The organism is Mucilaginibacter conchicola, from assembly GCF_003432115.1.
In the GTDB taxonomy this organism is placed as follows: Bacteria; Bacteroidota; Bacteroidia; order Sphingobacteriales; family Sphingobacteriaceae; genus Mucilaginibacter; species Mucilaginibacter conchicola.
Window position 1 is genome coordinate 1,077,438 of the sequence record NZ_QWDC01000001.1, and the last position, 22,663, is coordinate 1,100,100.

The window sequence follows — 22,663 nt, forward strand, 5'->3', positions numbered from 1 at the left end:
ATGACAAAAATAGTTCAACTACAACACACAAGTGAATCAGCCGGCGGCGCTGCAATGCGGCTTAACAAGGCATTTTTAGATCACGGTATCGAGTCGTCTGTTTTGTCACTTTATCCCGATCTGATAAAAAAACGGCCTATAGCTTCTGTTGGCTTTAAAGAGAGGCTTTATTCTAAAATTGATTTAAAGTTACAAGAATATGCTACCAGAAACTTTGACAAAAAAATGGGCTTATTCACCTACCCTTTTATTGGTTCTAACGTAGCAAAGCTCCAACAATTAAAAGATGCCGATGTAATTTACGTACACTGGGTTTTGCACGGGTTTTTAAGCTTCAATAGTATCCAGCAAATACTTGAGTTAAATAAGCCTGTAGTGTTTTTTTTGCATGATATGTGGTCGATCACCGGTGGTTGTCACCAAGCTTTCACGTGCGAAAAATATATGTCTCATTGTCATAACTGCCCAATGTTCCCGGGAGAGAAAAATCACGACCTGTCATGGAAAGGGTTTGAGAAAAAAATGAAGCTTTATTCGGCATTTCAGAATATATATTTCATGTCGCCGAGCAAGTGGCTGCTTGATTGTATTAAACAATCGGCACTTACCCGTAATAAACCGATGTACCTTGTGCGAAATGCGCTCGACCAAACAATATTTAAGCCTGCAAACAAACGCGAGGCTAAAGCATTTTTGAACATCGACCCGGATGAAACGGTGATCAGTTTTGGTGCCGTATCAGTTACCGATGCCTACAAAGGCTGGGCGTACCTGCAAAAGGCCCTGGAGATCATATTTGCTGATAACAGCTCCCGCAAAATTACCGTGGTAATATTCGGCAGCTCGCATAATGAGGCGCTTAGTAAAGCTATTCCTTTTAAAACCAAATTTATGGGTTATTTAAGGGATGAATATACCACCTCGCTTGTTTATAATGCTTCAGATGTTTTCGTGGCCCCTTCTTTAGCAGATAATCTTCCTTACACAATTTTCGAGGCATTAAGCTGCAGCACCCCGGTAGTTGCTTTTGACGTTGGCGGTATCCCAGACCTTGTTCTGCACAAACAAAACGGTTACCTGGCTAAATATAGAGATGCAGACGACCTTGTAGCCGGTATCAAATATTGTTTGGATAACCAGATCAAAGGCTTTACCACGCCAGAATATGGCACACAGGCCGTGGTAGAAAAACATATTGAGTTTTGGCGTGGACTAAACCCTGCAAATGTTTAACAATGTCCCTATAGAATCAATTGGCTCTTATGTTAATAAGAGACAGATAAAAGCACTTAACTTTTTCTGGATAGGTATTGCTGCCTATACTTTATGTGTTACGTACACCGGCTCGCCAAATGCTAATTATACCATTAGCCAGGCAATTCAATCAGTGGCAATAGTTTGCTTTATGTCTGCCGCAATATTTATAGCAGACTTTAAAATAAAGAGCGTTTACCTTAGGGTAACTTATATCTTATATCTGTTTTGGTTGCTTACGGTTATATCGCGGGGCTTTGTTTTCAACGTGCAATCCATGAAAGATTATCTCTTCGACGGCTGGTTTGGCATATTCGCTTATTTTGTTCCGCTCGTGCTCTTATTCCCCCAAAATATTTTAAGCTACAAGAAGGCATTCAACGTAATTGTGATTTTAGGGATATTTTACTTGTTCTACGATGCATTATTTATCAAAGGTTTAATTAACAGGGATATCTCCAATACCGATAGCAGGACGCTGGTAGAATACTTTACAAAAAACTTGGCCCTGCCTTGTACTTTCCTGCTGTTGTGCCTTAATTATCAATCAAAAAAAGTAAAGATCTTCGTTTGGCTAATTGCTATCACCGGTTTACTATTCGCCATTTTGCGGGCACGCAGGGGGCTAATATTTACCCTGGCTTGCCCTATGTTGTTCGCTTACATCATATATGTGTTGCAATCTAAAAAGAAATTCATCCTGGTATTATTTTCTGCTTTGATGGGTGCCATGTTGATGGTTTTTGGCATAGCATTTTTTAACAACAGCAGCCTTTTTCATTCTGTAAAGGAGAGAAAAGATGAAGATACCAGGACACCGGTTGAAGACTGTTTTTATAGTGATATGCAAACCACCGATTGGATCATAGGAAGAGGTTTAAACGGAAACTATTACTGCCCTAACATTGATGAGGACGATAAAACAGGCTTCCGCTCGGTTATTGAGACCGATTACCTCAACATCATTTTAAAAGGCGGCATAATAAGTTTAGGGTTGTTATTAGCTATCCTTATACCTGCTGTAATTAAGGGGCTATTCTTTTCAAAAAATCAGTTGGCAAAGGCTGCCGGTGTCTGGATCCTTTTATGGATTGTGAGCTTGTACCCTACCACCGGTTTTGCATTTAATTTAAACTACATATTGGTTTGGCTCGCTGTAGGGATATGTTACAACAAGAGCCTAAGGGAAACTCCTGAAAATGTAATGCAGGCCTACTTTAAAATAGTTGAAAAACTGCCTCAGCAATTTACATAAGTCCTTTTTTAACAACTACCATGAGCAATCCAAAAGTTTTAATAATAAATGAGGCCTTTAATAACCATACCGGCGGGGGCATAACACTCAGCAACCTTTTCTCGGGCTGGGAAAAAGATAAAATAGCTGTTATTTGCCAAAGCTATTTGTTAAACGGTGTTGACAATAGTATATGCGATACTTATTACCAACTTGGCCACAAGGAACGTAAGTTTTCTTTTCCACTTAACCTTATTAACAATAAACATTACTCCGGCATAATTGATGTTGACAACAATAACGCTACACCGGCCCAAAATGAAGCTAAACCAACATTAAGGTCGCGGTTGATTATGAATTATTTTTATCCGGCCTTAAAATATCTGGGGCTTTATCACCGCATACTTTCTACAGGTATTTCTTCGGAGTTATCCGAATGGTTGACCAATTATAACCCCGATATAATTTATGCACAGGCCCACGATAGCGAGGGCGTGTTGCTGGTGTTAAAAATACAGCAGCATCTAAAAAAGCCAATGGTATTTCACATGATGGACGATTGGCCTGCAATTGCTACCGGGAATAAATTACTTACCCGCAGTAAAAGGAAGGCGGATGAATATAAGTTTCGCGAATTGCTGAACAGATCCTCGGTCCTAATGAGCATCAGTCACAAAATGGCCGAAGTTTATAAGGTTAAATACCAAAAGAACTTTACGACCTTCCATAACCCGATAGATCTCGAATTTTGGAGCAGGTTCCAGCGAAATAATTACGACCTGCCTAAAACCCCAACGCTTCTTTATGCCGGCAGGGTTGGTTTAGGGATAGACAGTTCATTAAAATTGGTAGCAAAGGCCGTTCAAAAAACTAACACCGACCTGAAGGTTGCATTGAGATTTGTGATACAAACCAAGCAGCGCCCGGAGTGGATAGACGAATTTGATTGTGTTGATCACAAAAGCTTTGTCAGCTATGAAGATCTGCCAAAAACATTTTCAGAAGCTGATTTCCTGATCCTCCCTTATGATTTTTCGGAAAAATCACTGCAGTTTATCGGTTATTCTATGCCAACTAAAGCTACAGAGTACATGATAAGCGGGTCGCCGGTCATCGTTTTTGCCCCACAAGAAACAGCTTTAGTTAATTATGCCGAAAAAGAAAATTGGGCGGCAGTAGTTACTAAAAACGATCCTTCAGCACTATACAATTGTTTGGCAACGTTAATAAAAAGTAAGGAAAAACGGGTCGCTTTGGCAAGCCGCGCAATTGAAGTTGCGACAAAAAACCACTCTTCGCAGGCTATTAAAAGCCAGTTTAATGAAACGCTACGGTCACTTATTCAATAAAGCACGCAAATGAAACGTAAGGCCATTTACTTATACCCCATTACTGCTGATAACCTCCCGGTTAACGGGAACAACTATATTGGGAATTTAATTAATGAGCTGGAAAAAGAATTTGTGGTGGTTAATAAACAACCAACCACTTTGGGCATTATTGATATCCTGAGGAAGATCCATAAAACAGATATCATCTATTTCAACTGGATAGAAGACTTGCCCGACCGCCGGTTTGCCTTGTTGCAAACCTTCCTGTTAATGGTCCTGCTGCCACTTTCGAAAATCTTGAATATAAAGGTACTCTGGTTTGTGCACGATAATTTATCGCACACAAAAAGGGCTATCCGCCATAAAAAATTCATAGCCGGCATGATGCGCCGCCGCGCCGATTACATCGTGGCCCACACCCCAAACACCCAATATAATAACCTGGAAAAATTTTATTCATTCGATCATCCTATCGAACAGTTTAATCCCATCGCCCCGGAATTACCTTACAAATATGATCTGTTAATTTGGGGAAAAATGCTCGAATATAAAGGCATTGCCGAGTTTGTGGAGTTCCATTCAAAAAAAGGCACCAATACCGACCTGAACATTTTGATAGCAGGTGCGTTTCCTTCTAAAGAATATTACGAAAGGGTAAACAACAGCATTACTCCTAACATGACCATTTCTAACAAGACAATACCTGAGGATGAGTTAAGATCGTTGTTTGCCAAATCAAAATATATATTATTTACATACAACTCACCTTCTGTTTTAAGCTCGGCTGCCTTATGTAAAACAATTGGGTGGGGAAAAGAAATGATAGGCCCTAACATAGGTTCTTTTAAAGAATTTGGCCAAAAGGGGCTTATTTATACCTATAATTCATTGGAAGACCTGGAAGTGCTTCTATCAGTACTGCAGGGTGGCTATGTAGAGATAAAGCAGGCGGAAATGAAAGTATATGCCGAGCGTACTACATGGAATTTGTTTTTAAAATTTTTAGTGAACATTTTAAAAAATTAATAGTCGGTCGCTTGGTAAAAAAGGCCGTAAGGAATTTACATGAAGGTAGTTATCCTCGGAAATGATTTGAAAGCCTATTGGAAAGGCAGAATAGGTTATTTATATGCATTTTTTGCAGCTAATAATATTGAATTGTTTGCAATCGAAATATTCGGGCAAGGCTCTCCGTATGCTTTCGATAAGGCAAACGAAAAGGATAATTACTGGAAACTTATTTTTCCAGACCGCCGCTCAGACCAACTTACTAAAAAACAGATCACCAAAGGTGTGTTTCATCACCTCGATAAGTTAAAACCAGACGTTATCATATCGTCATCAATTGTGTTTTATGCGGGTGCACTTGGCCTTAGATGGGCAAAGAAAAACAACAAGAAGTTTATTATGTTCGATGATATGAAGGTTGTCCAGGTGAAACGGAATTTTCTGGTGCAGTCTGTTAAAAACTTGATCACCAGCCAGGTTGATGGTTTTTGGTTCCCGACAGAAAAATACTATGCAGATTATTGTTATTATCACAATAAGGACATCGAATTTATTTATGGACTTAATTGTGTAGACAACCAAAAATTTAAAACTAAGGGACAGAAAAAACTAAACCACAATACTTTAATATGCGTTGCAAGACTTGTTCCGGTTAAGAACCTCGAACGCCTTTTGATGGCTTGGCAACTTGTTGAAGAAAAACATCCGCATTATTTATTAAAGATCATAGGTGACGGACCTTTGTTAGATAACCTGACCACGTTAAAACAAAGCCTGCAGCTTAAAAACGTGGAATTTTTAGGCGCGGTAGATAACAGTGCCGTAATTGAGCATTATTTTAATGCTGATGCATTGGTGTTGCCCAGCCTTACAGAGAGCTGGGGCCTGGTTGTAAATGAAGCTATGTCTGCTTCCCTGCCGGTGATATTAAGCGATACTGTTAATGCAGCTGAAAGCCTTTTAGAAGAAGGCGGGAACGGCTTTAGTTTTGACCCTCTGGACGTTTCAAAAATAGCCGGTTCTATACAACGGTTCGTCCATCTTGATGAAGATGAAAAAGCGCGAATGTCAGATAGGTCGCTTCAGATAATTGAGGAAATGAGCTACAAACAAATGGGCGACCAATTGCTGGATGGGATCATAAAAGTAAAATCAAAACCCGGAAAATCAAGCCTGTTATCATCAATGGTTATCAACTATTGGGCAGGTGGTAATAATATAGCAGGATGGGATACTCTTAAAACGTAAACACAAATAATAAACAAAGGAGGTGAAGATGATGAGTGAAATTAAAAGTGCGTTAAAAAAAAATGAAACGGTTGTAAAATTAGTAAGGCTCTTTAACAAACTCCTGAATGACAGGATAAGTAAAAATATTTCCGGAAAAAACAACAAAGTATTGTTTTCTCCGCTAAGCGGTGTGATCAAATGCCATATAACCATTAATGGTAACAACAATGAGATTCTTGTTGAAAAAGGAGTTACGTTAAATAACTTGAAAATTTTTATTGAAGGAAACAATTGCCTTATACATTTACGTAAAAATGTACAGTTTAAGGATGGAGGCACGCTTTGGGTAGAAGATAATCATGGTAAGATATCTATTGGAGATGATACCGTGATACACCATGCCGAGTTGGCGGTAACTGAAAATAATTCCAAGATCACGATAGGCTCCGGTTGTCTTTTCGCTTACGGGATAGACATCAGGTGCGGCGACTCGCACTCCATTATTGACCTTGGCAACAAAGAAAGGATAAACCATGCAAAAGATGTAGTAATTGGAAACAAGGTTTGGATGGCCGCCCATACTACCGTGCTTAAGGGCGTAACCATACTCGATAATTGTGTTGTAGCAACAAAAGCGATAGTCACAAGGTCGCCCGGGCTAAGCAACGTTATACTTGGGGGCATACCCGCGAAGGTTATCAAAAAAAACATTAGCTGGGCCCATGAGCGGATGTAGGTAATATTTCAACAATAAATAAATACTAACTTGTAAGTGCATTGTATTTGCAGGTTCAAAATTGCGAATTTGTCTCTTTTGAAGTGCGGATGAGACATTGCCCCCCGGTTATGAAAAAGATTATAGGTATAGCCATTTTTTTCTTGTGTATAGTTAAAGCATACGGCACTACCTATTACGTAGACTCTAAAGGAAACGACAATAACAGCGGAAAAAGCCCTGATAAGGCCTGGGCTACATTAAAAAAAGCAAATGAAGCTGTTTTAATGCCCGGCGATAAGGTTCTTTTTATCAAAGGCGCGTCATGGTACGGTACAATTATTCCTAATAGATCTTCCTACAGCACAAGTTCAAATCCGGTTACCTGGAGTTCATATGGCACAGGGGCCAACCCTTTGATATCTGGTTTTATAAAGGCTTCCGGCTGGGTTAATAAAGGTGGCGGGATATGGAGCTTTACCAGCCCTGCTCTAACTAAAATGCCAGGTATCCTTACTATAAACGGAAAGGTAGAACACTTGGGAAGGTTTCCCAAAAATACTTTTAATACATACAGTTCCCACACCCAAAAATCATCAATCACTGATGCCAAATTTACGGGGGGCAAAAGTTTTGTTGGTGGCGAAATTGTGATACGCACTGCGCATTTTGTATGGTCAAAGGGTAATATTATATCTCAGGCAGGCGGTCATTTCAACTACCAAAGCGATAGTGATTATGAACCGGTTAACGGCTATACTTACTTTATTCAAAACCACGTTAATTGCCTGTCGCAATTTGGAGACTGGTGTTATGATAAGGCAACAAAAACCGTAAGTGTGTTTTTTGGCGCCGGCTCAAATCCGTCAGACTACGCTGTAAAATTAAGCAGTTTACCCACGTTGGTTAGCGTATCTTCAGAAACCCCTTGTAATAGTTTTATCGGGATAGATTTTGAGGGGGCGGATGCTGCGTTTGCAGGCACCGGAGCAGACCATACCGTAATAAGAGATTGTAATATTAAAGCAATTGGTGACAACGCCATTGATTTTGGACACTCTAATAACCTTACCATTACCGGTAATAATATTACAGATTGCAACAACACAGCAATTGCCTGCTGGTATGGCACAAGCAACAGCACCATCAGTTCAAACACTATATACCGATCAGGCGCAGTTGCTGGTGCGGGTGAGAACGATACAGGTGGAAAGTATAACAAAGGTGCATACAGCGGTATAGTGATAAGCGACCTCGGCTTAAGCAAATCAAATAAGGTAGAATATAACCATCTTACCAATGTTGGCTATAACGGCATACAGGTTAACGGACACAGCTACGTAGTTAACAATAATTTTGTGGATAGTGCGTGTGCTGTGTTAGATGACGGCGGTGGTATATATACCTACGTTGGCCGCGAGGCAATAGCTTATGCTGATAGGGTTATTAGCAATAATATAGTACTTAATTCAGTTGGCAGTCATTTATTTGATTACGAGATAGCCAGCGGCATTTACCTGGACGATAATTCATCTAACATTACCGTAAGCGGTAATACCGTCGCCAATTGCAAAACGCACGGATATTATTTACATAATTGCCACGATGTGGTTTTCAGTGATAATTTTTCATACGATAACGGATTAGCCCAGCTATTTATAGTGTATGACGACAATGTACCTTCCCTGGCCGGTAAAAGTAAACGGGTCACCATGAGTGGTAACACACTGGTTAATAAAACAAATAAACAATTAGGGATGCTGTTCCAGTCTGTTGGGTATAATAGCTCAGTAACAGATTTTCAAATGTTCGGCACTTCAACAAACGCGGTTTACGGATCACTCTCCGCAACTAAATCTATTGTTACCACAGCTATCAATTGGGCAACCAGTACAATAAGCGATCTGACTGGCTGGAAAACGATTTCCAAGACCGATCAAAACTCAACATTTTATAGCCCCACCTATATCAGTGCAAGTTTCCAGTACAACAATAAGCTTACCGAGCAAACCATATCTCTTAATGGCATATTTAAAGATATAACAGGTAAAACTTACACAGGCAATGTAAAGATAGCGCCGTTTAAGTCCTTGCTGCTGCTATCGCAATCGCCAAACTGCGTAATAAAAAAGCCAGTGATATTATGGGATAATTGAGCCCACAATATTACCGGCCTTTAAATTGCCTTTATCCGTTTTATTAACGGTTAAATATCAGATAAGCAGATGTAGCTAAAACCGACAAGATACCAATGATCAAACTTGCTCTTCTGTATCCGGCAGTTTCAATCGTGCTTACTTTCAATTTACCCGGCTTCACATACAGCAGATCGTTACTTTTCAGGTAATAATATGGCGATTCAAAAAGGTTGGCTGAAGTCATGTCAATATGATAATATTCCCTTTTACCATTTATTTCCCTTACAAGTAATACATCACGCGCTGCTGTAACGTTCAGGTCTCCGGCCAAGCTTAGCGCCTCAGGAACGGTTAAACGCTCGCTTGTACTGCTGTAAACATTCGGCCGTGCAACGTCCCCCATAATCGTTACTTTAAAATTAAGGAACCTTACCGATGTCCTGGGTTCTTTCAGGTATTTTTTTAGGCGCTCGTTCAAACTTGCACTCAATTCATCGGTGGTCATACCGGCAACTTTTGTAAGGCCGATGATAGGCAAATTTACTTCGCCTTTGTCGTTTACAAGATAGTCATATACAGGTGTATTAACAGCATTAGTGGCGGTTTGCATGTTATTATTAAACACTAATGCCCCTTCGGGACTTAAGCTACCTATATGAATCAATAATTCGTCTTTAGGTGCTATGGTGTGTGCAGAATAATTGGTTATTTCTTCGGTTTTATCTTTTACGCTAAGGTCCTGAAAATAAGGGATCTTCTTGTACGATGCGCAAGATGATAATATTACCGGGCCTAAAAAGGCCAATAATATAAACTTGTTAAAACTTTTAATTTTTTTGAGCATGCTGTTTTTTATAGGGTGATGAATAAAATAATTTTAACTATAACGAGCTATTCAAATTGATTTCTTATTAAGTAGCCAGAGTCTTTCAATACTTTTTCACGGCGGAAAAGTTCAAGGTCAGCCGCTACCATTTCACTTACCAGGCCTTGCAAATCATATTTAGGTTTCCAGCCAAGTTTGGTTTGTGATTTTGTTGGATCGCCTATTAAAAGGTCTACTTCCGTTGGTCTGAAATATTTCGGATCTACGGCAACAACTTCAGTTCCTGGTTCTAACTGGTAATCCGGATTGTTGCATTCCGTCACAACCCCCTTCTCATCAGCACCCTCGCCCTCAAACTTTACTATTATTCCTAATTCGGCGAATGCCAAGCGCACAAATTCACGCACACGGGTAGTTACGCCTGTTGCAATTACAAAATCTTCAGGTGTATCCTGCTGCAGTATAAGGTACATCGCTTCCACGTAATCTTTTGCGTGGCCCCAGTCTCTTTGCGCATCAAGGTTTCCCAGGAAAAGTTTATTCTGTAGCCCTAAAGCAATTTTGGCCGCCGCCCTGGTAATTTTGCGGGTTACAAAAGTTTCGCCACGTAAAGGGCTTTCATGGTTAAACAAAATACCGTTGCAGGCGAAAATTCCATATGCTTCACGGTAGTTTACAGTTATCCAATAAGCATACATTTTTGCCACTGCGTATGGCGATCTTGGGTAAAAAGGGGTGGATTCTGATTGGGGTACAGCTTGTACCAAACCATATAGCTCAGAAGTTGAGGCCTGATAAATTTTAGTTTTCTTAGTTAATCCTAATATACGAATGGCTTCAAGTAACCTTAGGGTACCTATCCCATCGGCGTTGGCTGTGTATTCGGGCGTATCAAAACTTACCTTAACATGAGACATTGCCCCCAAATTGTAAATTTCATCAGGTTGTACCTGTTGAATTATTCTGATAAGGTTAGTAGAATCAGACAGGTCACCATAATGGAGAATAAAACGTTGGTCATCATCATGCGGGTCCTGGTATAAATGATCTATCCTATCGGTGTTGAATAATGAGCTACGTCTTTTAATACCGTGCACTATATAGTTTTTGGCTAACAGTAAATCAGCTAAGTATGCACCATCTTGCCCGGTGATACCCGTTATTAATGCTACTTTTTGTGGTTTTATCATATATTGTAGGCTGTTTTTCAGTAATTATAGTTTGATGAATTATTTATGGATCAATGTTCGTGTTAAACCTAAAATTCTAATTCTACAATGTTTTAGCATCATAGTGAGGTTAGTATTTCCTCTATTTTTTCCGATGAAATAGGTTTTATTATGTAATTAGATATGAAAGGATAACTCAAGGCTTTCCTCATATTATTAGGGTCGATTGATGAAGAAACAACATAAATTTTGATGGTCTTGTAAATTATTTTATGCAGGTCGTTGTAAAGCTTCATAAAGTCCCATCCGCTAAAAACCGGCATATTTAAATCAACAAATATGAAGTCGGGCAGCTTTAATGGATCGTTATAATTATTCCTTAAAAAATCAATTACCGACATCACATCCCAACTGTAGGTTACCGTTGTAGACGAGGTATGCCTGTTCATCAGTTTTTTTATTATAAAATGAAAGAACGGGTCGTCATCAATGATTACTAAATTCTGCACATGGTAAATGTTAGAGGTTTAAAAAATAAAAGAGGTTTGGTTAGTACGCATTCGCATCCCCTTTAATCGTATTTACAAAAGTTTTGTAAACAATGAATATGTCTTTTAAAATAGACCAGTTTTCTATATACCAAATGTCATGTTCAATCCTTTTGGTCATTTGCACGTTCTCTTTTGTTTCGCCCCGGTAACCGTTTACTTGTGCCCAACCTGTGATGCCCGGCTTAAAAAACAACCTGGACATATACCGTTCTACAACCAACCGGTATTGCCCGGTGTGCGACAGCATATGCGGCCGCGGGCCCACTATGCTCATATTGCCTATCAGCACATTAAAAAACTGAGGTAGTTCGTCAACACTGGTTCTTCTCATGAATTGCCCCAACTTGGTAATACGTTTATCGTTTTTTGATGCCTGCACATGATTTGAATCACGGTTTACCGCCATGCTTCTGAATTTATAGCACCAAAAGGGCTTATTATTTTTGCCAGACCGGAGCTGCTTGAAAAAAACCGGCCCGCGCGATTCAGCCTTGATCATAATAGCCAGGATAGGCGTAAGCCAGGATAGCAGTAAGATGATAACCATTAAACTAAACCCAATGTCAAATAAACGCTTAATAATACGATCATTAATAGAGTATGTAGGCTCGGGGCCGGCGGTTAGTATAGGAACACCGTTACAGAAGCGGTTTAAGCTGTACTGCAGCTCTTCAATTTGCTCCATCTCGGCTATCGTCGCTATAAAGCGCACTTTAACACATCTTTCTTCGGCCAGTTTAATAATTGATAAAAAATCAGCATTGTTGACCAGGGGTATCGTGGTGTATACCTCATCCAGATGCCTTTTCACGGCAAACTTTATCGTTTTTTTTATATTGGCATTTTTACCGTTTGTAATGCCCCCATTCAACTCCTTAAAATGCCCTATGAAGTTGTAGGCTACTTTATTCTCTAAAAAATATTTAGCTACTATTTCGCTTGATTCATTATCACCTACAATAGCGATCTTACTTTTATAGAATTGCAATCCCGAAAAATGTTTCTCGATAAAGAAAATACATAGCCTTTCAAACAACAACATCAGTCCGCCGCAAAAAAGGCTGTAAAAAACAATTTTTTCGTCCAGAAAAACTCGATTGAAAAAGCTTATGGCCAAACCAACAAAAACAACCTGGAAGCTAAAAGCAAGCAATGCCGTACTTAAAATCTTACCGTTGGTTTGAATATTAAAGGCATTATACACCCTGTTTATAAAAGCAGCCAAGAACCAGCTACTGTTTAACAGAAGGAAAAAATATAAATTGAAAGATTCTTCGCCGTAATTGCTATAATTTAAAAAACTAACCAGGCAATAAGAAAAATTTATACCTATAAAATCTAATAAGAACAATAAGAAGATAAGGATAAATGTATTCCGGGTTTCCATTTTAACCAAAAGTTTAATGTAGAAAAGCACTGTACACTTACCTGCTGATCCAGGTTTAGTAAGTCTCCTCGTTTGCAACGATTTTCACTGGTACAAATCTGTTGCTAAAAATCTGGTAAAAAAATAGCCCTTACGGGCTATAACAATACTATCGCATTGTAAATGTGATATTTAAATTAAAATTGGTTAAGCGTTGAACTTATTGAGGGCCTCTACCCTGTTTTGAACGTGAAGCCTTTTATAAATATTTTTGCAATGGTTCTTAACTGTATTTAAACTAATTCCTAGTAGATCGGCAATTTCTTTATAAAGTAGGCCTTTACTTAAATGTGATAACACTTCAATCTCACGTTCGGTAAGGTCATAATTATTTTGATCTTCTTTGCCATGTAACAAGTTGATCACTTTCTTTGCAATGTAAGGGCTCATGGGCGCACCGCCGTTATAAAGTTCTTTTACGGCACTTTGTATCTCTTCGGCCGAAGAGCCCTTTACTATATACCCGCTGGCGCCGGCTTTTAACGCTGTAAAAACATTTTCATTATTTTGGTAGGCTGTACACATTAAGAACAATGTTTGCGGAATTTTACTCTTAATACGTTGTATAAGCTCAATACCAGAAAGAGATTTTAACTTTATATCTATAATAGCAATGTCGGGCGGGTTTATTATTATACTCTTTAAGGCCTCTTCTGCAGATGAAAAGCTATCTAAGATTTGAAACTCAGGATTGTCGTTTATCACTTGGTATAACAGATCGCGATACTGATCATGATCTTCGACAATCGAAACGGTAATCATATAATTTGTAGTTCAAAAATATTCTTAAATATAAAGCTAATAAGTCCTAAATGTTTAAACATTTATCCTACTTTAAAAAAAAATTAACAATTAAATGTTAAAAAGGTTATTAGCCGCTTTTTTTTTCACTTTTATTACCCTGAGTAATGCAGTGAAAGCACAGTCTCGATCCTATCAAACGGCATTTGAAATGCCAACCAGGGTTGTTTACAACCTAATGGTTGACAAACGGGGATTTTTATGGATCGCCAGTGACATCGGCATTTCCAGATTTGACGGCGTAAACTTAGTTCATTTTAAAAGTGCTGAGCAATCGTCGCTATCAGCAGTATGTTTATATGAGGATAGCCATGACAGGATCTGGTTTACCAATTTTGCCGGACAGATATTTTTTATTAAAAACCAAGAAGTACATCTTTTAAAAAATTATAGCGACAAAAATGGCAAAGGTGCGCCGGAGATTGTTTTATTTGATGATAAACTTATCGCCACGACCCATAATGGGTTGTTTGTTGTTGATTTGAATACGCTTAAAGGCAAATATCTCACACTCAGCAATAATTCTGATTTTGAAGCTTACTCATTGACCAAAATGAGCTCGGGTGTACTTATTTACGGGAAATCGGGTTATTATTTATATGGCATTAACGGCAAAATAAAAACAATCAAAAGCAGTTTGAGCATGTCTGCTTTAAACGCTGATGTAACAATCCTTAACCCTTTAACTAAGAACGATACGGTATATCAACAATCTAATCCTTCCGGCATAATAAGGAAAATTATCATACAGCATGACAGTATTAATGTAATAAAGACAACTAAATATGATAGTTATATCAATTCAGTAACGATAGACGGCAATGAACAATGGGTAAACACCACAAAGGCGAGTTACTTGTTGAACAGTAACATGCAACTTAGAGATTTAAATATTTCAGATATCGTTACTGATAAAGAAGGGAATAATTGGATAAGTACGCTTAATAATGGTGTTTTTGTAAAATATCGTAAAACCCCTTTCATTGCAGAGTTAAAACCAACTGGTTTGGATAGCAATGATCTATTTACTTCATTTTTAAAAGCCGGGGAAATATTTTATTGGGGTACGCAGGGGGGTAAATTGATTTCTTATAACCCTGCAAGCAAGGCAATAGTTAAAAAGGTGAGTTTCAACCCAAACTTCGGCCCTATTAATGCAATCGCTATTGATGGGCATAAAAATATATTTGTTGGTTTTGCTACAGGTTTGGCTATTCTTAAAAGTAACGGAAAGCGTGTTAACCTGCCGGTTATCAATATAAAGCAAATACTATCCGTTGGCGACTATACTTTCGTGGCATCGGGTAGCGGCTTAATTGCCATTGCAGATACCCCTTCAAGTGCATCCATCAGAAAATTCCGGTCGCTATTCGGCAAGGATGTTGAATATGACCCGAAGGCGGGTTGGTTTAACTTAGATAAATCCTGTCGCGAGATATGTTTCGACCCTGAAAAGCAATTATTAGCCGTAGCCTCAAAAGAAGGTCTCTTTTATATCGGTAAGAACGGGCGCCAGCCTGTATACTACAACAAAAAGCCAATTTATGCCTCTACAATATGCTACCTGCATGCTAAACTTTATGCCGGGACAATTGACAACGGGTTACTTATACTTGATAAAACAGGCATCAGAAAACTTTCAATAAGCGATGGATTACTATCAAGTAATATCATGAAAATAAGACCTGGAACCGACCACCTTTGGATCATTGGCTCGGGGCCTTTACAGCTATTTGATTTGAACAATAATAGTCTTGAAAGTTATGATAATTTGCCATCGCGCAAAGATGCACAGGTAATTGACGTGAACGAATCAGGTCACAATGCTTATTTGATGACGCTGAACGGATTGCTCATTTATCCATTGAACAAAAAAACACCCAATCCGGCACCGATAATTTATCAGTTAAAGATCAATAACAAGATAAGATCCGACAACGAGATCGCGAAGTTTTCCTATATACAAAACAACTTTAATTTTAAACTGGAGATCCCTAACTTTTACTATGCAAAAGACATATATATAAAGTACCAATTATTAAATAGTGCTGATATTACCTGGAAAGTAACTGAACCTGGTGGCAGGCAAATTAATTACTTTACTTTACCTCCGGGGAAATACGTGTTTAAAGCCGTTGCAATTAACCCCAAGGCAAATTTAAATGCAAAGGTGATCACCTACAGTTTTCAGATATCTCCGCCCTGGTGGAAAAGAACGTGGGTAAGGTTCTTCGTCGCGATCATCATTTTTGCTTTAATTAACTATATTGTAGTTAGCTACCATTTTAGGCAAATTGCTTACCAGCGTGCCTTCCACGAAGAACAAGAATCAGTTCGCTTGGAAAGGCAGAGGATCAGCAGTGAAATACATGATGATATTGGCGCTGGTTTATTTGCCATTCACTTGTATGCCGACAGGGCAAAACAAAGACTTCCTCATGTTCCGGAAATCAGCGAACTAAATAGTATGGTAAACGGTATAGCTGATAAGATCAGAGATATTATATGGAGTACAAATACAGAAAACGACAATCTGGAAAATCTCATTTACTATATCCAGTTTCAGATGGAAAAGCTGTTTGAGAATTCTTCCATAAAGTTTGAGTCATCTATTCCGGATGAAATTATCGATGTGAACGTAAGCAGCCAAGCAAGGCGGGATATTTATTTAATTACTAAAGAGTTAGCCCATAACTCAATTAAGCACTCAGCTGCTGTGAAGGCAGAATTGACCATAAAGATAGACCAAGAATGCTTATACCTGTCAATGGAAGATGACGGAATAGGGTTTGAAAAAGGAAAGAAATTAGTTAACTCAATGGGTCTTGAAAATATCCAGATGAGAATTAACCGTTGGAAAGGGTTATTAACAATGACCCAGGGAGATGAAGGGATCAAAATAGTCATCCAAATCCCGCTTAAGCAGATGCTTACTTTAAAGCTCAATGATATGCTTAAGAAATGGCAGATGTCTATTTTTGAACTGTTAAGAGCATTTCGTAAAAAAACTTAAATCAACTTCTACAGCACCAGTATAAAGAAAATTTAAAAAAACTGTTAATTAATTTACTTTACCTTAAAGAATACATTAGCTTTTAATAATGATGCCTCTTTTTTAAACAGAGAGCACAACTTTTCACTCTCAAACAGCGTAAAAAACCAAATAATTCTCAAGTGGTCATTTAACCACGGAGAAACCCTGATTATTTGATTGATTTTAATTATTTAAAATGAAAAAACGCTATTGTATTCTAAGCTTCGCTGTTTTTATTATTACTTTAACAACGAATAGACTGTGTGCTCAAGTATTTCAGGGGCCAAGTGATGCTGTATCTGCTGCTCCTGTTAATCCATCAGATGTTAACAAGATCATTACTTCCGGTCAGTCTATTACAATGACAGGCCCTCAGGATGAAAATAAAAAAGACTATTCTACCTACAGTTGGTATAAGATAGATGCCAGCGGAAAAAAACAGCTAACATCTGTAAAAACTAAAAAGTATACGGAGGTTGCTACAGCTCAGGGTTATTACAGCTACCAGCTGGTCACCGAGAACAGTAACGGCTGTGAATCACCCGTTTCAGACGTTTTTAAAGTATTTGTACTTCCGGTAATTGATATCACCGTTACGGCCGCCAACACCTCAATTTGTACAGACGTTGGTTCTACTACCCTTACCGCTAAAACTTCGCTAAAAAATCAAAACCTGGTTTATCAATGGTACCGGAACGGTGTTAAAATAAATGGTGCCAATGATGAGACTTACAATGTTACAGGCGAAGCAAAAGCCGAAAAGATCATATTTTCTGTAAGTGCGTCTTTCGCCCTTAATCCCAATTCACCTGTAACGGTAACCAAAGAAGTAACCGTTATCCCGCAGGCCACTAAACCAATGATCACTGCCAACTAATCAAAACGGATTAACCGGGGAGAATACGCGGGCATGTTAAGGAATTTGTTTTATGTGATACTTTTTGTTGGCATAGTAATACGCCCTCAGGTCGCATATGCGCAAAAGAGTTTAGAAGAAACTCCTCAGCAAAAAGTACTTTATATGGCTAAGGGTGCAAAAATCATACTTCATGGCAATTCTAATGCAGCTGCAGCTTATCAGTGGTATAAAAACTCTGTCAAATTACAGGGTGAAACAGCAAAGGATATCGTGATAACAGAAGAAGGAATATTTAATGTTTTATCATTTAACCGGGAGGGCTGCCCCTCAGAAATGTCTGATAACATTAAAATAGCCTTCGCTACAAGTACCGATGTCAACCTTTCAATTGATATGCAAACAAACAACGCAAAGATATTGCCCGGGCAATCTTTTGATTGTCAATTATCTGCATTTAACAAAAGTATAACAGATGCATCCGGCGTGATAGTTTCGCTGAAAATTTCAGGTAAGTTTCTGTATCAACCTGATCCTCTTAATCCTTCAATCGATTATGACCAGAACAACCAGCTTATCACCTGGAGTTTGGATAAACTTAACGCCGGATCAAAAAAAACTATCACCTTAAATATCAAAGCAAAACAGCCCGGGCAATTAGATCTGTTGGCTGATATCCGTGGTTCACAACAAGATCCTGAAATGGGCAATAATACAAAAAGATTGTTGCAGCAGATAGATGCATTAAATATCCCCAATGTTTTTACACCTAACGGGGATGGAGTGAATGATACCTTCGCTATACCGGGGTTGGAATCTTTCGCTGAGTCTGAAATTACCATTGCAAACCGAGCGGGTGCAAATGTATTTATAAAGAAAAATTACAAAAATGACTGGTCTGGCGAAAATTTGCCGGAGGGTACTTATTTCTATCTGCTAAGAATCAAAGATAACGAAGGATCATGGCAAGTTTATAAATCATATATCACGCTTTTAAGATCAAAATTATAATGTTGAAAAAGTTAATTGTATTATTGGTCATGGCATTAGCCGCAGTTAACTGTGAGGCACAGTATACAACTAAATTTAACCAATACCTGTTTAATCAGCTTTACATCAATCCGGCGTACGCAGGTTACAAAAATGACCTTTCCGTAAGCAGCATATACCGCTCTCAGTGGACCGGCATCGATGGCGCGCCAAAGACGATCGCATTGGCCGCAGATGGGATGTTTGACAATAAAAATGTAGGGATTGGCTTAACTTTACAAAGTGACCGGGTGGGCGCACAAAATTTTACAGCAGTATACGGTAACTACGCTTACAAAATAAAGCTCTCAGATTTTAATGATTCTAAGATCTCGTTCGGTCTTGGTTTCGGGCTAATACAGTCGGGCATTAACGGCTCAAAATTAGTTCCTGGTCAGGAAAATGATAACGTTGTGCCTGTTGGCGACCAAAGTAACATCTTACCGGATGCCCGTTTCGGGTTTCTTTACTCTAATGAACATCTGTTTTTTGGCGCTTCTGTAGATAATTTATTAGCCAATTTTTTTTACAAAGCCAATGGCAACTTTCTATCAACATTTATCCCTAAACCAAATGAATATCTTACTGCAGGCGCTTTACTCGTAATAAACGAAGACATGAAATTCAAACCATCTATATTGTTGAGAGACGGTCCTGAAAATCCAACAAATATAGATTTTAACACTGCTGTAATACTAAAGGACAGAATAGGGTTTGGGTTTACATACCGAACGGATGTTAACCTGTATAATAAAGCTATAACACATCGGGATTTTCAAAGATCAAATGCCATGGTAGCTTATACCAGTTTTTCCATCAACGGCAATATTTCCATTGGTTATGCTTTCGATTATTCGTTGAGTAAAATTGATAACGCGAGCTATGGTAGCCATCAATTATCCATAGGCTTTCATTTACAACGAGCCAGCAATTTAAATGATAGCAACCTTTCTACATTTTGATTATTATTCGGTTGCTGATCTTAAAGTACTTTTAATTGCTCACCTCATAAGCAGTATGACCGTCCTTATTGCGGTGGTATAAATAGCTAAATATTTCCTCGGCGCCTTCATAGGCTAAATAAAAACCGCCTGCTAACATGATGACCGTGATCGATGCCGGCAGAAACGCATTCAGCAATAATGCTGCGGGAGCAACATCACCTTATTTAGTAAAGAACCCTTAGTGGTAGACCATAGAACAGGAAGCTTCCTGGAAGCCATGAAGCCCGTGGCCTTTTCTGCATTTACAGCAAGGTCGTCGCCAAGTATTCCCGCTGTTTTCCTTGCGGCTATCTTCGTCGTTACCGCTACGTCATCCATTAGAGTGGTGATGTCATCTACTAATGCAAAAAATCCGGATGCCATGTCTATTAAAGGCTGGCAGCAGCATTTAGGTTTAGGGATCACGAATTTATGGTCACAGATCTGTTCGAATTACGATCATACAACTGAATAAAACTGCCATCATTAGTTCGTTCGCATATTAATCGTTTCCATAAGTTATAATAAGGCCATCACAAAAATTATAACGACCCATAATCTCTGAAAGTTCTGTTTCATGGAACCTGTCTATCTCACCTCTAAACCAACTTCCCGTTTTCCGCCTGCGGTATCAGCCATTTTACGGATAAATAAATTCAATATTTTACCTTTCAAACAACAGGAATAAGTTAATTTGCATGATGGAGAGATCTCAAATTGTCGACAGACTTTTAAGTAACATGAACAACATTCATGAGCTGGGCAGGCAAAGGGCTTTTGAATTAGGCAATCCTTTTTATTCAAAACATGAGGATGACGGGGATTACTACAGAAAAGAACTGCCGACAGGCGAACAGTATCTGGTTGCAGTAACTATCGTAACCGACGATAATGACATGCCCGTAAAAGTGGAAGACACCATTATAAAAAAATTGAGCTTATAATGGAAGTGCCTGAACTGATCTTTGTGGCGGGTCCAAATGCGGCCGGGAAATCGAGTTTTATAAGGACAAGGCTCGATGAGCTGCAAGGCTTTGAAGTTATCATGACTGATGTTTACAAAGGCAGGACAAAAGCTGTTTTCGGGCAGGCGCTTAGCCAACGGAAAAGTATCATCCTTGAAACCGTATTTAACGATGGAACTTTTAAAGACCTGGTGGACAAGGCGAGAGACGCGGGTTACTATACATCTTTGCTTGTCCTGTTCCTTGACAACCCAAAGCAATCATTGGACAGGGTGTCCTTTCGAAGTATTGAGCAAAATGGCCTTACAATAAGTGGCAGCAACATTAAAATCAACTTCAACGAAAGTTTTAAAAACATTGCTTCATGTTATTTTTATTTCGATCAGTCTGATTTCGTTTATACCGGCATTACCGGCAGGAATGAGCTGATCATGAGTTTCAATAAAATGAAACTGACTTTATACACCGAAAACAAACTTCAGTATCCGCAAAGATTTGCTGAGTACGCTTTTATGCATCAACGATTGAGTGAACATGCTAACACACTGATCCGGAGAAATCATTCCTTCAAGGACTCTGAGATCGGATCAGATCAAAAAGAAAAGCAATCTTTCAAGAAACGAATGAAATTCTAAACTTTCAGCTCTGATTTACAGTCAATCACATGATTTGGATGGATCTGCGGGCACTAATTTCATTATGCAGAAAGATTGTGAATTATATTTATAAAAGATCAGATTATTCCATTAAGAGATTCATATTGGGAGTCTTCACTCGGTTAATTCCATTATCTCATCAATGCACAAACGATAAATTTACTGGTTAACGGTGATACTATTGTGGTTGAAATGCCTCGCGCTAAGCGTTCGGGGATTTCTTATTTATGATGCACACACGACGGCATTGCAGCGCTTGAACAACCGAAGCATGAAGCAGAAAAACTGTCAAGGGCGACGGCGACAGCCCTCGTTTATATACCCTTGACAGTTTTCCTGCGCCGCTATCTTTGTGAAGGCGGTGCTTGCCGAAGTTCAAAGTGTTGGAAAAGCAGGGCTGGTCAAGGAACGAAGACCTGCAATGCGCGCGGCAGCGAGGTTTGATGCGAAATGGAACCCGGCGCGAAGCTCGTGGTGCAATGCAGCGATCATGCCGCAGCTGCAAGGGCAAACTAGAGCCTTACATAGACGGCCCTCTGTACTGATCCGAACCCTGTCCCAAACCCCTCTTTTTCTTCTTCCGTCGCTTCAAGTCCTCATCCATACCGCCCCCCGCAGGTGGACCCATAAACTCCGGCTCCAGCAAAGCTTTTAATAGTGGAAAAGATTGAGATACCTTCTGACCTGAAGCAGCCTGCCACTCAAGCTGTATATCGTTCATTTGTTTACGCTCCTCGTAACTGCCATTCTTTAACGTATTAGCATACTTAAATGACTCATCCAACGTCCTCGTATAATCGAACAACCGATCGAACAAAGATTCAGCAGCCTGCTTAAATGCTACCCTGTCGAACTGTCCGACCTTCAGACTATGCTCCGCATTCTTACCCTTGGAATTATTGAGCGGACTTAGCTTGATACTGTTACTAGCATCCTTTCGGCTAACGATGATCTGCACATGCATCTGCCGCCCCGGCTTGACCTCGCCGCGCTTCGCTTTACCTTTCCTAACTTCAAGGTCTTTATAAGTATAGTAGCGGTTATGCTCCAGCTTCCCGAAGTAGACCAGGTCTTTCCCACTTTCCACACCGCTTCGTTTAAAGTTACCGGCATAAGCATCCATTACCTGTTTGGCATAAACTTTCAGATAGTCACCTGCTTTGTCTCCAAACTTATCTTCCAGATACAATAGCTCTTTCTCACTTGGGCTAATGTTGACCAGAAAGAATTTAGCATCATCACGGGATAGCTTCGCGATGTTATTATCAATGCCCTGTCTCACCTCATAAGCCTGCACATCATCCTGCTGATGGCTGAACCAATATTCAGGAACAGCGAACTTATCCAACGCCTCCGCAAGCCTGTTCTCTTTCTCCAAGTAAGCCACCAATTGGCTGCAACTACCTTTGTTGTTACCGGCCTCGCTTTTTGTAATGTTGATATGCATAGACAATACT

The 22,663-nt window shown here is 39.3% G+C and carries 19 protein-coding genes and 1 pseudogene; 13 read left to right on the top strand and 7 right to left on the bottom strand.

What is annotated here, in order from left to right; translation table 11 throughout:
- The 7 genes from D0C36_RS04745 to D0C36_RS04775 all read left to right on the top strand — a co-directional run bounded on the left by D0C36_RS04745 (position 1) and on the right by D0C36_RS04775 (position 8,928).
- Positions 1–1,233: a glycosyltransferase gene (locus D0C36_RS04745; protein ID WP_117390403.1), complete on the top strand. Its 1,233-nt coding sequence runs from the start codon at positions 1–3 to the stop codon at positions 1,231–1,233.
- Positions 1,226–2,509 (top strand): hypothetical protein, encoded by a 1,284-nt coding sequence (locus D0C36_RS04750; RefSeq protein ID WP_117390404.1) that lies wholly within the window; start codon positions 1,226–1,228, stop codon positions 2,507–2,509. The genes D0C36_RS04745 and D0C36_RS04750 overlap by 8 nt, the downstream gene beginning before the upstream one ends.
- A gap of 20 nt (positions 2,510–2,529) precedes the next feature.
- Positions 2,530–3,837: a glycosyltransferase gene (locus D0C36_RS04755; RefSeq protein ID WP_117390405.1), complete on the top strand. Its 1,308-nt coding sequence runs from the start codon at positions 2,530–2,532 to the stop codon at positions 3,835–3,837.
- Between the two features lie 9 nt (positions 3,838–3,846).
- Positions 3,847–4,845, top strand: coding sequence for a glycosyltransferase family protein (locus tag D0C36_RS04760; RefSeq protein WP_117390406.1), 999 nt, complete (start codon positions 3,847–3,849; stop codon positions 4,843–4,845).
- A 39-nt stretch (positions 4,846–4,884) separates the two neighbouring features.
- Positions 4,885–6,075 (top strand): glycosyltransferase family 4 protein, encoded by a 1,191-nt coding sequence (locus D0C36_RS04765; protein ID WP_117390407.1) that lies wholly within the window; start codon positions 4,885–4,887, stop codon positions 6,073–6,075.
- Between the two features lie 28 nt (positions 6,076–6,103).
- Positions 6,104–6,793 (top strand): acyltransferase, encoded by a 690-nt coding sequence (locus D0C36_RS04770; RefSeq protein ID WP_117390408.1) that lies wholly within the window; start codon positions 6,104–6,106, stop codon positions 6,791–6,793.
- 110 nt (positions 6,794–6,903) lie between these two features.
- Positions 6,904–8,928 carry a right-handed parallel beta-helix repeat-containing protein gene (locus D0C36_RS04775; RefSeq protein WP_158557077.1) on the top strand — a complete coding sequence of 675 codons (2,025 nt, stop codon included), beginning with the start codon at positions 6,904–6,906 and terminating at the stop codon, positions 8,926–8,928.
- A 43-nt stretch (positions 8,929–8,971) separates the two neighbouring features.
- Here the strand turns inward: D0C36_RS04775 and D0C36_RS04780 are convergent, their stop codons facing one another.
- The 5 genes from D0C36_RS04780 to D0C36_RS04800 form a co-directional block, all read right to left on the bottom strand.
- Complete coding sequence (locus tag D0C36_RS04780; RefSeq protein ID WP_117390410.1) at positions 8,972–9,754, bottom strand: polysaccharide biosynthesis/export family protein; 783 nt, start codon at positions 9,752–9,754, stop codon at positions 8,972–8,974.
- A 47-nt stretch (positions 9,755–9,801) separates the two neighbouring features.
- Positions 9,802–10,926, bottom strand: a complete 1,125-nt coding sequence (gene gmd / locus D0C36_RS04785; protein WP_117390411.1) for a GDP-mannose 4,6-dehydratase — start codon at positions 10,924–10,926, stop codon at positions 9,802–9,804.
- Positions 10,927–11,024: 98 nt separating this feature from the next.
- On the bottom strand, positions 11,025–11,414 hold the full coding sequence (locus D0C36_RS04790; protein WP_158557078.1) for a response regulator: 390 nt from the start codon (positions 11,412–11,414) through the stop codon (positions 11,025–11,027).
- A 40-nt stretch (positions 11,415–11,454) separates the two neighbouring features.
- Entirely contained in the window at positions 11,455–12,843 is a 1,389-nt protein-coding gene (locus tag D0C36_RS04795) for an exopolysaccharide biosynthesis polyprenyl glycosylphosphotransferase (protein WP_117390413.1), read from the bottom strand.
- Positions 12,844–13,029: 186 nt separating this feature from the next.
- Positions 13,030–13,644: a response regulator transcription factor gene (locus tag D0C36_RS04800; protein WP_117390414.1), complete on the bottom strand. Its 615-nt coding sequence runs from the start codon at positions 13,642–13,644 to the stop codon at positions 13,030–13,032.
- Between the two features lie 94 nt (positions 13,645–13,738).
- Here D0C36_RS04800 and D0C36_RS04805 point away from each other — a divergent pair, with 94 nt between their 5' ends.
- From D0C36_RS04805 to D0C36_RS04820, 4 genes are all read left to right on the top strand, one after another.
- Entirely contained in the window at positions 13,739–16,696 is a 2,958-nt protein-coding gene (locus D0C36_RS04805) for a sensor histidine kinase (protein WP_117390415.1), read from the top strand.
- Between the two features lie 382 nt (positions 16,697–17,078).
- Entirely contained in the window at positions 17,079–17,594 is a 516-nt protein-coding gene (locus D0C36_RS04810) for a hypothetical protein (RefSeq protein WP_117390416.1), read from the top strand.
- Positions 17,595–17,627: 33 nt separating this feature from the next.
- Positions 17,628–18,584: a T9SS type B sorting domain-containing protein gene (locus D0C36_RS04815; RefSeq protein ID WP_117390417.1), complete on the top strand. Its 957-nt coding sequence runs from the start codon at positions 17,628–17,630 to the stop codon at positions 18,582–18,584.
- Positions 18,584–19,564: a PorP/SprF family type IX secretion system membrane protein gene (locus D0C36_RS04820; protein ID WP_117390418.1), complete on the top strand. Its 981-nt coding sequence runs from the start codon at positions 18,584–18,586 to the stop codon at positions 19,562–19,564. The genes D0C36_RS04815 and D0C36_RS04820 overlap by 1 nt, the downstream gene beginning before the upstream one ends.
- A gap of 31 nt (positions 19,565–19,595) precedes the next feature.
- Here the strand turns inward: D0C36_RS04820 and D0C36_RS24930 are convergent.
- Positions 19,596–19,969, bottom strand: a pseudogene (locus D0C36_RS24930) (DUF808 family protein).
- A 356-nt stretch (positions 19,970–20,325) separates the two neighbouring features.
- On the opposite strand from D0C36_RS24930, the gene D0C36_RS04830 reads away from it, so the two are divergent.
- Positions 20,326–20,529 carry a hypothetical protein gene (locus tag D0C36_RS04830; protein ID WP_117390419.1) on the top strand — a complete coding sequence of 68 codons (204 nt, stop codon included), beginning with the start codon at positions 20,326–20,328 and terminating at the stop codon, positions 20,527–20,529.
- Complete coding sequence (locus tag D0C36_RS04835; RefSeq protein WP_117390420.1) at positions 20,529–21,185, top strand: hypothetical protein; 657 nt, start codon at positions 20,529–20,531, stop codon at positions 21,183–21,185. Before D0C36_RS04830 ends, D0C36_RS04835 begins: the two co-directional genes overlap by 1 nt.
- Before the next feature lie 541 nt (positions 21,186–21,726).
- Here D0C36_RS04835 and D0C36_RS04840 read toward each other — a convergent pair.
- Complete coding sequence (locus D0C36_RS04840) at positions 21,727–22,653, bottom strand: DUF5712 family protein (protein WP_117390421.1); 927 nt, start codon at positions 22,651–22,653, stop codon at positions 21,727–21,729.
- Between the last annotated feature and the right edge of the window lie 10 nt (positions 22,654–22,663).

Coding starts and splice junctions, on each gene's coding strand:
- D0C36_RS04745 (WP_117390403.1), top strand. CDS start 1: ATGACAAAAATAGTTCAACTACAACACACAAGTGAATCAGCCGGCGGC.
- D0C36_RS04750 (WP_117390404.1), top strand. CDS start 1,226: ATGTTTAACAATGTCCCTATAGAATCAATTGGCTCTTATGTTAATAAG.
- D0C36_RS04755 (WP_117390405.1), top strand. CDS start 2,530: ATGAGCAATCCAAAAGTTTTAATAATAAATGAGGCCTTTAATAACCAT.
- D0C36_RS04760 (WP_117390406.1), top strand. CDS start 3,847: ATGAAACGTAAGGCCATTTACTTATACCCCATTACTGCTGATAACCTC.
- D0C36_RS04765 (WP_117390407.1), top strand. CDS start 4,885: ATGAAGGTAGTTATCCTCGGAAATGATTTGAAAGCCTATTGGAAAGGC.
- D0C36_RS04770 (WP_117390408.1), top strand. CDS start 6,104: ATGATGAGTGAAATTAAAAGTGCGTTAAAAAAAAATGAAACGGTTGTA.
- D0C36_RS04775 (WP_158557077.1), top strand. CDS start 6,904: ATGAAAAAGATTATAGGTATAGCCATTTTTTTCTTGTGTATAGTTAAA.
- D0C36_RS04780 (WP_117390410.1), bottom strand. CDS start 9,754: ATGCTCAAAAAAATTAAAAGTTTTAACAAGTTTATATTATTGGCCTTT.
- gmd (WP_117390411.1), bottom strand. CDS start 10,926: ATGATAAAACCACAAAAAGTAGCATTAATAACGGGTATCACCGGGCAA.
- D0C36_RS04795 (WP_117390413.1), bottom strand. CDS start 12,843: ATGGAAACCCGGAATACATTTATCCTTATCTTCTTATTGTTCTTATTA.
- D0C36_RS04800 (WP_117390414.1), bottom strand. CDS start 13,644: ATGATTACCGTTTCGATTGTCGAAGATCATGATCAGTATCGCGATCTG.
- D0C36_RS04805 (WP_117390415.1), top strand. CDS start 13,739: ATGTTAAAAAGGTTATTAGCCGCTTTTTTTTTCACTTTTATTACCCTG.
- D0C36_RS04810 (WP_117390416.1), top strand. CDS start 17,079: ATGACAGGCCCTCAGGATGAAAATAAAAAAGACTATTCTACCTACAGT.
- D0C36_RS04815 (WP_117390417.1), top strand. CDS start 17,628: ATGTTAAGGAATTTGTTTTATGTGATACTTTTTGTTGGCATAGTAATA.
- D0C36_RS04820 (WP_117390418.1), top strand. CDS start 18,584: ATGTTGAAAAAGTTAATTGTATTATTGGTCATGGCATTAGCCGCAGTT.
- D0C36_RS04830 (WP_117390419.1), top strand. CDS start 20,326: ATGAACAACATTCATGAGCTGGGCAGGCAAAGGGCTTTTGAATTAGGC.
- D0C36_RS04835 (WP_117390420.1), top strand. CDS start 20,529: ATGGAAGTGCCTGAACTGATCTTTGTGGCGGGTCCAAATGCGGCCGGG.
- D0C36_RS04840 (WP_117390421.1), bottom strand. CDS start 22,653: ATGCATATCAACATTACAAAAAGCGAGGCCGGTAACAACAAAGGTAGT.